This window comes from Paraburkholderia sp. (assembly GCF_035656215.1).
In the GTDB taxonomy this organism is placed as follows: Bacteria; Pseudomonadota; Gammaproteobacteria; order Burkholderiales; family Burkholderiaceae; genus Paraburkholderia.
Window position 1 is genome coordinate 1 of sequence record NZ_DASRSY010000412.1, and the last position, 8,581, is coordinate 8,581.

Here is an 8,581-nt window from a genome sequence, read left to right on the forward strand (position 1 = left end):
GTGGCAGATAGATGCCGCGAAAGATCAGTGCGACGTTCGCGAGCCCACGCGTGGCCTGATTCAGCACCGGCACGCGTTCTTTGACCGGCGCGGCGGAGAAAGTGCGTCCATAAATACGGCTCATCGCGGTGGCGGCTTCCACGAGACGTTCCTTGCGCGCCAGCCAGATTGGGCTCTCGACCAGAAACACCAGCTGCAGTACGAGGATCGCGATGCCGAACAAGGCCGTCGCAGCCACCGAATAACGCCAGATCGAATCGCCCACGTGCCACGATTGAAAGAGCAGGGCGAGCAGCAGGTTGGAACAGACGGCGGTGTACCACATGCCCTGCCACGCATTGAGGCGGCTCTTCAGCTTGACCGGCGTGAACTCGGCGAGCATCGCCATCGCAATCGCGAAATCGATGCCGTACGCCATGCCGACAAAGAAGCGGCCCGCCAGAATGACTTCGAAACCCGGTGCGAATACCACCAGCACCGCGCCGATCACCGCGAGGAATTTGGCCAGCACTAACGGACGGATGCGCCCCCAGCGGTCGGCCATCCAGCCGCCAATCGGGTTAAAGGCGATGGCGACCCATGACGCAAACGACGTCATGAGCGCGATTTGAGGCGCGCCGAGATGGAGGTCTCGCGCCATGGGCCCGAGGCCCGCGCTCAAAGCAGAATTGGAGAATGCGTCCAGAAACAGGCCACCGAGTGCAAGCCACCAGATAACGCCGGCTCGACCGGGAATGCCTGAACATGAGTCGATGAATGAAATGACATCGTCGATGCCACGAATCTTAATCGCGATCGTTTGCACAATCGGTCTCCTTTAGTTTTTCTGTAAGAGGCCGGTGCTGTTCGCGGTGCAAATCGCGGGTGTGTTCCGCTAAGGCGCAAGAGACCATCTTACAGATAGTCTCTTATCTAGATCTGCAGGCAAACTTTATGATGCGTCGTTGAAAGTGTCAAGCGCTGTGACCAGGAGAATCGAGCGAGGTGGATTGAAGCGAGGGCAGGGATTTCCACTATTGCGCTACTGTTCCCTGTTTTGACTGGCAAAGAAAAAGATACGGATACCTAATGGTAATTTCGTGGCAACGGTGCTGGTCACCGACCACCGACCTCTGATCCCTATCTTCAACCGCCGCCCCGCGAGGGGGCCCTGATTCATCGGGCAAATCTATCGGAAATGTAAGGTTATTCCAAATCTTGATTGAGAATGATTCGCGTTTACGTTAGATTGGCGCTCTTCCTTGAGAAATACGGAGCGAATCTATGGCTGAGGTGCTCATTCGGCGGGAGCCTTCAACAGCGATACCGATGTCTGTTCTCAGCGCCGGCGTCGCTTGTCCTCCGGTTTCGCGGCGGGCGCGCACCGAGTCCCGTTCTGTCGATTGGCAAAAGGGCACGCTGCTCGACGTACTGATCGACAACCGGCCGATGCTTGTCAATCTGGCGCGCGGCTTCGTGGGTTGCGCGAGTCTCGCGGAAGACGTGGTGCACGACGTCTTTATCAAACTGGTCGATTTTCCGGATCAGGATGCCGTGCGGCAACCCGTCGCCTACGTGACCCGCATGGTGCGCAATGCGTCGATCGATGCTTTCCGCCGCCAGAGCCTCGAAAACACCTATCACGCTGACGAAGACGACGGCATGCACGTGCCTTCGCCGGAGCCTTCGCCGGAAGCGGCGCTGCTTGTGCGCGACACGCTGCGGCATGTCTACAACGCGCTCGAGCAACTGCCGCCGCGCAGCCGCGCGGCGTTCGAGATGGTGCGTTTGCGCGAGGAAACGCTGCAAAGCACGGCGCGCGCGCTCGATGTTTCGCAAACGCTCGTGCATTTCATGGTGCGCGACGCCGAGAAGCACTGCGCCGACTGCCTCGACGCCTGCAATCGCGGCGTGGCCGGTCCTGCGTTCTGCAGCGGCCGCGCCCGTCGACGGTAAAAAAGCGCGCGCATCAAACGTCAATTGAGTAGAGGCGGTGTGCGAGCGAGATGCCGCCGCCGCTGTTCCGGGGCAGTCCATCAGCAGTCTGCTGAGGCATCCTGACCATTCATCGACTGAGCCATTCATCATGACGCAAGCACAGCAAACCCCTTCCGCAGCAGGCGAGGCGGACGATCTCGTCTATACGGTCGTCATCAATGACGAAGACCAGTACTCGATCTGGCCGACCTTCCGTGCCGTGCCGGCCGGCTGGCGCGAAGTGGGCGTGAGCGGCCCGAAGGCCGCCTGCCTCGCGCATATCGAGTCGGTGTGGACCGACATGCGTCCGGCCAGCTTGCGCCGTCACATGGACGAGGCCGCCTCGAAGGCGAGCGCAGCGTAATCGGGCCGGCCTGGATAAGCCCCAGGCCGTGTCGCTTCTGCAAGAGGAATTCGCATGACCATGATTTCGATGCCGTTGCCCACGCTCGCCGATTTATCGATCGAACCGGGTCTGCCGACTGTCGTCTCGCCGCGCTCGGGCACGGCGATATCACTGGAAGAGGCTGCGCCGCTGCTGCATGCGATCGTTGACGATACGCTCGAAAAGGCCGGCGGCGTGCTGTTCACCGGGTTTCGCGTGACTTCGATCGATGCCTTCCAAAGCTTTGCCGGTTCGTTCGGGCATCCGCTGATCGGTTATGAATTTGCCTCGACGCCGCGCAGTCAGGTGGAAGGCGCGGTATACACGTCGACGGAATATCCGCCGCATCGTTCGATTCCTTTACATAACGAGCAGTCGTACACGCGAGAGTGGCCACTGCGCATCTGGTTCCACTGCGCGCTCGCCGCGCGTTCTGGCGGCGCGACACCGATCGCCGACAGCCGCGCGATCTATCGTGCACTCGACCCCGCACTTGTCGCACGCTTTGCGAAGCGCGAACTGCTGTACATCCGCAACTTCGGGCAAGGGCTCGATCTGCCGTGGGAGCAGGCCTTCGGTTCGGACGACCCAGGCGTGGTCGAACGGATTTGCCGCACCCGCGGCATTGATTGCGAATGGCGTGACAGCGACGATGGCGAACTGCTGCTGCGCACGCGCGAGCGCTGTCAGGCGGTAGCGCAACATCCGCGCACCGGCGAGATGGTCTGGTTCAACCAGGCAAATCTGTTCCACCTCTCGTCGCTCGATGAAGACATGCAGGAAGCATTGATCGATTCGGTCGGCCTTGAAAACGTGCCGCGCAACGTCTATTACGGCGACGGCGAGCCGCTCGAAGCAGACGCGCTCGCGGAGATCCGCGGCGTGCTCGATCAGCAGCGTGTTGTGTTTCCATGGCTCACGGGCGACGTGCTGATGCTCGACAACATGTTGACGGCCCACGCGCGTGATCCTTTCGAAGGGCCGCGCAAAGTGGTCGTGGCGATGGCGCAGAGCTATAGCGAAGGCCACAGCAAAGGCACCGGCGCGGATAAAGTCGAAGCTAAAGTCACGGACGCAAATAGAAGCGAAGGTCACGAGCGGACGGCCGCGCAATGACGAAAACGCAGGGCGCGGCACTCGCGGCGCAAACGCTCACGGTCGGCTACCGCGATCATGTCGTGCTCCACGGTCTGAACCTGACGATCGCGGCCGGTCGCGTCACCGCTTTGTGCGGACCGAACGGCTGCGGAAAAAGCACGTTGCTGCGCACGCTCGCCGGCTTGCAGCCGGCGCTCTCCGGCAGCGTTGAAGTCGACGGCAAGCCACTGGCTTCGTACCGGCGACGCGCATTGGCGCGCACGCTGACGATGCTCGCGCAATTCAACCAGATTCCATCGGGCCTCACCGTACGCGAGTTGGTCGCGTATGGCCGCTACGCTTACGGCGGTTGGCTGCGCGGACTTTCGCGCGCGGACCATGCGGCCATTGACGAAGCGCTCGTCACCAGTGGACTCGCTGAGGACGCCGCGCGCGACGTCGCCGCGCTTTCCGGCGGCGAACGCCAGCGAGCATGGATCGCGATGGCGCTCGCGCAGCAGGCGCCGATCGTGTTGCTCGACGAGCCGACCACGTACCTCGACATTCATCATCAGTTGGACATCCTGCGTGAATTGCGGCGCCTGAACCGCGAACGCGGCCTGACGATCGTCTGGGTGCTGCACGACCTGAATCAGGCCGCAGCCTACAGCGACGAGATCGTGTTGATGCGCGCGGGCCGCGTCATCGCGCATGGATCGCCCGACGCGATGCTCGACCCGCGTCATCTGAGCGACACCTTCAGTGTGCCGATGCTCAAGATCGCGCATCCGCAGACGGGCGCACCGATGTGCGTGCCGGCCTACGAGGGCGACGCCATGGATATCGCCGGCGTTGGATTCAACAACGAGGCATCGAGCGACGCCGTGTCCACGAGCAAGGACCTCGCCGCATGACGACGCTTGCAGCGCGCAAACGCCTGCGCCGTCACGAGTCTGCCATCGATGGCTGGCGCGCGCCGGTGAAAAGCCGCGCAGGGATGATCGGGGGCGCGCTCGTCGCGTTGATCGTCGTGGTGGCCGCATTGCGCCTTGCGCCCGGCTTTCGCACGTGGCTTGCCGCACCCGCAGGCAGTGATGCCGGGCAACTCGCCGGCATTCTGTTGTTCGACCTGAGCGCGCCGCGCATCCTGGCGGCATTGGTCGCAGGTGGCTGTCTGGCTGTCGCTGGCACGTTATTCCAGTCACTGACTCGCAATCCGCTCGCTTCGCCCGATCTGCTCGGCATCACCGGTGGTGCTCAACTCGGCCTGGTCGCTGCGATGCTGGTGCCGTCGCTGGCGGGCGTGGCATCGGTGCCGCTGCTATTCGTTTGCGGCCTAGCCGCCGCCGCGTGCGTGGCAGCCGCAGCGGGCGGCTGGCGCGCGACGCCATTGCGGCTCGTGCTTGCCGGCAGCGTCTGCATGCTGCTGTTCTCCGCGCTCACCACGCTGATTCTCGCGTTTTTCGAGCAAAGCATCGTCGGCGTGTCGTTGTGGGCGAGCGGCAGTCTTTATCAGCCGGGCGCGGCCGGTCTGAAGATTGCTGCCGCGTGGCTCCTGCTGCCGCTCATCGCGTTGCCCTTCGTGATCCGCCCGCTCGACCCGCTCGCACTCGGCGACGATGCCGCCGCTGCGGCCGGCGTGCGTGTCGACACGACGCGGCTCGCGGCGATGGTAGTGGCAGTCGGTTTTGCGAGCGTTGCGGTGAGCGTGGCGGGACCGCTGTCATATGTCGGTTTGATCGCGCCGAATCTGTTGCGGCAGGCACGCAGTGCGAAGGCCTCGCGTCTGGCCGTGCTCGTGCCCTTGTCCGCCCTGGTGGGCGGCGCGCTCGTGCTGTTCACCGATAGCGCGGTGCAGGCGCTCGATCTCGACGCGACGCTCTCGACCGGTGTGGCGATCGCTTTCGTCGGCACGCCATTGATGCTGGCGATGATTCGCAGCGGCGCGGCGTGGGCGGGCGCGTTGCATGCCGGACAGGACCGTCCCGCCGTGCGCGCCGGGACGCGCTTTGTGCGGATACTCGATACTTGGCCGTGGCCGCTGACGGCTGCACTCTTACTGACGTTCGGCATCCTGATCGTCTGCGCGGGCGCATCGTTCGGCCCGACCACGATCGGCTTGCATCGCTGGTTAGCCGCCCTGGATCAGCGTGACGAACTCGCGCGCATGCTGCTCGACTTGCGCCTGCCGCGTCTCATCTGTGCATTGCTGGCAGGTGCGTTGCTGGCCGCAAGCGGGGTGCTGATGCAGAGCATCGTGCGCAATCCGCTTGCCGGGCCGGAAGTGCTCGGCGTGACGCAAGGCGCGGGCCTTGCTACGCTCGCGGCGCTCGTCGCGTGGCCGCTCGCAGGACATTCGACGCTGGCCGTGGCCTCGCTCGTGGGCGGCGGCATAACGCTGGCACTCACGCTATTGCTCAATCGACGGCATCGCTATGCGCCGCTGGCAGTCGCGCTGACGGGCATCGTGATCGGCACGCTATGGACCACACTGTCCCAATGGCTCATCACGCAGCAAAGCGTGCAACCCGCGCGTTTCGTCGTGTGGCTGGTCGGCGGTACGTATGGGCGCAGTTGGGGCGAAGTGACGACGCTGCTGCCGTGGTGCGTGCTGGCGGTTCCTGTGTTTGCGCTACTCGCGCGGCCGCTCGATCTGCTCGCATTAGGCGACGACCAGGCGGCCGCGCTCGGTTTGCCGATTGGCGTGCTGCGTCCTTTGGTGCTGATAGTGGCGACGCTGGCTGCGTGCGCCGCGGTCGCCGCGGTTGGGCCGGTCGGCTTTATCGGTTTGATGGCGCCGCATCTTGCATCGATGCTGGGGGCGCGTGCGCATCGCACGCGTCTGTGGCTCGCCGCCGCGTGCGGTGCGCTGGTGTTGGTGGTCGCCGATATCGCAGCGCGCACGCTGCTGGCGCCGCGCGAAATTCCCGCGGGCGTGTTGACGGCGCTGATTGGCGCGCCTTATCTGCTCGCGTTGCTGATCGTGGAGGCTCGGCGCGAGAAGCGGGGCAAACGGTGAGGCGGCAGCAGGGGTATTCGTTCTCCATCACATCGAACGACGATTTCCACCCGCAATTGCTTCGCGGAATATGCGCCGGACTCGATCGCGCACTTCTGGCGCGTGTGTGGCTCGGCACGCCTGATGCGAGCGACGAACCGACGTTAGCCGAAGACGAACCCGGCCAGCCGGTCGTCATCGCCGTAACGGAATTAGCGCACGACGCGCGTGCCGCGTACGTTATGACATTCCTGGAGAGAAGCAACTGTGTGGACGCTGCCCCTTGCTGTTGACGATGAACGACGCGCAGATCGCTTTACAGGGAGCGTCGCATTGACGAATCGCGCGAGGAAAGCGCAACAGATCAAGCGAGTGTGTGCGGCCACGGCGATGGCGGTCGTGCTGCTCACTCATTCCCATGCGTTCGCGCAGGGCAGTGGAGCCAGCTCCGTGCGCGAAAGCAGCGAAAGCAGCGCTACCAGCGCTGCCCTGGCCCTCCGTACCAGCACGCAAGCCCAGCAAATCTGCGCATCGCTCGCCGACAATCCGGCCGTCTCCCAGGCAAGTCCCTCGTTGCCCGCACGACCGAAACGCATCGTCGTGCTCGAATTCATGTTCGCCGAAGACCTTGCCGCGCTTGGCATCACCCCGGTCGGCATGGCCGATCCCGAGTACTACCCGGTATGGATCGGTTACGACGATGTGCGCCTAGCCTCGGTAGCGGACATCGGCACGCGTCAGGAACCGAGTCTCGAAGCGATCGCGGCAGCCAAACCGGATCTGATCCTCGGTGTCGGTCTGCGCCACGCGCCGATCTTTGCGGCGCTCGAACGAATCGCGCCCACCGTGCTATTCAAATACGGCCCGAACTTCTCCGACGATGGCGCCCGTGTCACGCAACTCGATTGGGGCCGCAAAATCCTCCGCACCATCGGCTGCCTGACGGGCCGCGAGGAAGCGGCGCGCGCAGTCGAAGCCAAGGTCGACGCGGGTTTTGCACGCGACGCACAACGCCTCGCGCAAGCCGGCCGCCGAGGCGAACAGGTAGCGTGGTTACAGGAGTTGGGATTGCCCGACCGTTACTGGGCATTTACCGGCAACAGCACGGCAGCCGGCGTCGCACACGCGCTTGGTCTTGAGTTGTGGCCCGCCGAACCGACGCGGGAAGGCACGTCCTATGTGACGTCGGAAGATCTGTTGAAGAAGTCGAACCTCACAGTGTTGTTCGTCAGCGCGACCGAACCCGGTGTGCCGCTTGCGACCAAACTCGATTCGCCGATCTGGCGCTTTGTGCCGGCACGCAGTGCGGGGCGTGTGGGTCTCGTCGAACGGAATATATGGGGTTTTGGTGGTCCGATGTCCGCGCTGCGGATGGCCGATACGATGACTGAGAAGCTTCTTTCACTGCCGGCGCCTGCCACCGGGAAGTAGGCGGATACGACGGCGGATATAAACGCATGGGCGCGACTCGATGGGCTTCATCTGTCTTGCCGCTCGCGGGGTGTTTGACCAACTGCGCCGGGCATGCAGTAAAACACGCCCGGCCCCGACTTCAACTCACTCAGCTTATCCCACTGTGCCGTTAGCAACGGCAGCATTCTTCACAGCCTGCGCCGCGCCATAGGTTTCGCTGACGATACTGCCGTTATCCAGCTTCAACACGCGATCCGCCAGATGGAAGTAGCGATCGTCGTGGCTGATGACGAGCACCGTCTTGCCTCGCGAGCGCAATTCCGGCAGCAGTTGCTCATAGAACACCGCCTTGAACTGCGGGTCCTGATCCGCGGCCCATTCGTCGAACAGATAGAACGGCCGGTCTTCCAGATACGCGACGACCAGTGCCAGACGTTTGCGCTGCCCGGTGGAGAGCGCGCGCGTCGAGAACGCGCCGTTCACTACCTGGACCTTGTGGTCGAGCGCCAGCTTCGCAACCAGTGCATTCGCGCGCGCGTCGGCTTGCGCACGCGATGCGGCGTTCGGGTCGACGATACCCAGCAACGCGTCGAACAGATGGAAGTCGTTGAATACGGCGGTGAAGCGCTGCCGGTACGCGGCGCGTTCGGCGAAGCCGATCGGCTTGCCGTCCAGTTCGATCGTGCCGTCTTCCGGTTCGTACAGGCCGGTGAGCACCTTCGCGAGTGTGGTTTTGCCGCTGCCGTTGCCGC

General features: G+C 63.6%; 8 protein-coding genes. 6 read left to right on the forward strand and 2 right to left on the reverse strand.

The window, feature by feature from the left end; genetic code table 11:
• A partial coding sequence (locus VFE81_RS24055) for an MFS transporter (RefSeq protein WP_325046978.1) occupies nucleotides 1-805 on the reverse strand: 805 nt, incomplete at its 3' end.
• Between the two features lie 458 nt (nucleotides 806-1,263).
• On the opposite strand from VFE81_RS24055, the gene VFE81_RS24060 reads away from it, so the two are divergent.
• From VFE81_RS24060 to VFE81_RS24090, 6 genes are all read left to right on the forward strand, one after another.
• On the forward strand, nucleotides 1,264-1,935 hold the full coding sequence (locus VFE81_RS24060) for an RNA polymerase factor sigma-70 (protein ID WP_325046979.1): 672 nt from the start codon (nucleotides 1,264-1,266) through the stop codon (nucleotides 1,933-1,935).
• 130 nt (nucleotides 1,936-2,065) lie between these two features.
• Complete coding sequence (locus tag VFE81_RS24065) at nucleotides 2,066-2,320, forward strand: MbtH family protein (RefSeq protein ID WP_325046980.1); 255 nt, start codon at nucleotides 2,066-2,068, stop codon at nucleotides 2,318-2,320.
• Nucleotides 2,321-2,374: 54 nt separating this feature from the next.
• A complete protein-coding gene (locus tag VFE81_RS24070; protein WP_325046981.1) occupies nucleotides 2,375-3,457 on the forward strand; it encodes a TauD/TfdA family dioxygenase in 1,083 nt (360 codons plus the stop codon).
• The gene (locus tag VFE81_RS24075) at nucleotides 3,454-4,332 is read left to right on the forward strand and encodes an ABC transporter ATP-binding protein (RefSeq protein WP_325046982.1); all 879 of its coding nucleotides are present in this window, start codon (nucleotides 3,454-3,456) and stop codon (nucleotides 4,330-4,332) included. Before VFE81_RS24070 ends, VFE81_RS24075 begins: the two co-directional genes overlap by 4 nt.
• Nucleotides 4,329-6,437, forward strand: a complete 2,109-nt coding sequence (gene fhuB / locus VFE81_RS24080; protein ID WP_325046983.1) for a Fe(3+)-hydroxamate ABC transporter permease FhuB — start codon at nucleotides 4,329-4,331, stop codon at nucleotides 6,435-6,437. Before VFE81_RS24075 ends, fhuB begins: the two co-directional genes overlap by 4 nt.
• Nucleotides 6,438-6,749: 312 nt before the next feature.
• Entirely contained in the window at nucleotides 6,750-7,847 is a 1,098-nt protein-coding gene (locus VFE81_RS24090) for an ABC transporter substrate-binding protein (protein ID WP_414695649.1), read from the forward strand.
• Nucleotides 7,848-7,982: 135 nt separating this feature from the next.
• Here VFE81_RS24090 and VFE81_RS24095 read toward each other — a convergent pair.
• Nucleotides 7,983-8,581, reverse strand: a 599-nt coding sequence (locus VFE81_RS24095) for an ATP-binding cassette domain-containing protein (RefSeq protein ID WP_325046984.1), incomplete at its 5' end; no start/stop codon positions are given.

What these genes read in the sequence shown, in the direction of transcription:
- VFE81_RS24060 (WP_325046979.1), top strand. Translation starts at nt 1,264, where the DNA reads ATGGCTGAGGTGCTCATTCGGCGGGAGCCTTCAACAGCGATACCGATG.
- VFE81_RS24065 (WP_325046980.1), top strand. Translation starts at nt 2,066, where the DNA reads ATGACGCAAGCACAGCAAACCCCTTCCGCAGCAGGCGAGGCGGACGAT.
- VFE81_RS24070 (WP_325046981.1), top strand. Translation starts at nt 2,375, where the DNA reads ATGACCATGATTTCGATGCCGTTGCCCACGCTCGCCGATTTATCGATC.
- VFE81_RS24075 (WP_325046982.1), top strand. Translation starts at nt 3,454, where the DNA reads ATGACGAAAACGCAGGGCGCGGCACTCGCGGCGCAAACGCTCACGGTC.
- fhuB (WP_325046983.1), top strand. Translation starts at nt 4,329, where the DNA reads ATGACGACGCTTGCAGCGCGCAAACGCCTGCGCCGTCACGAGTCTGCC.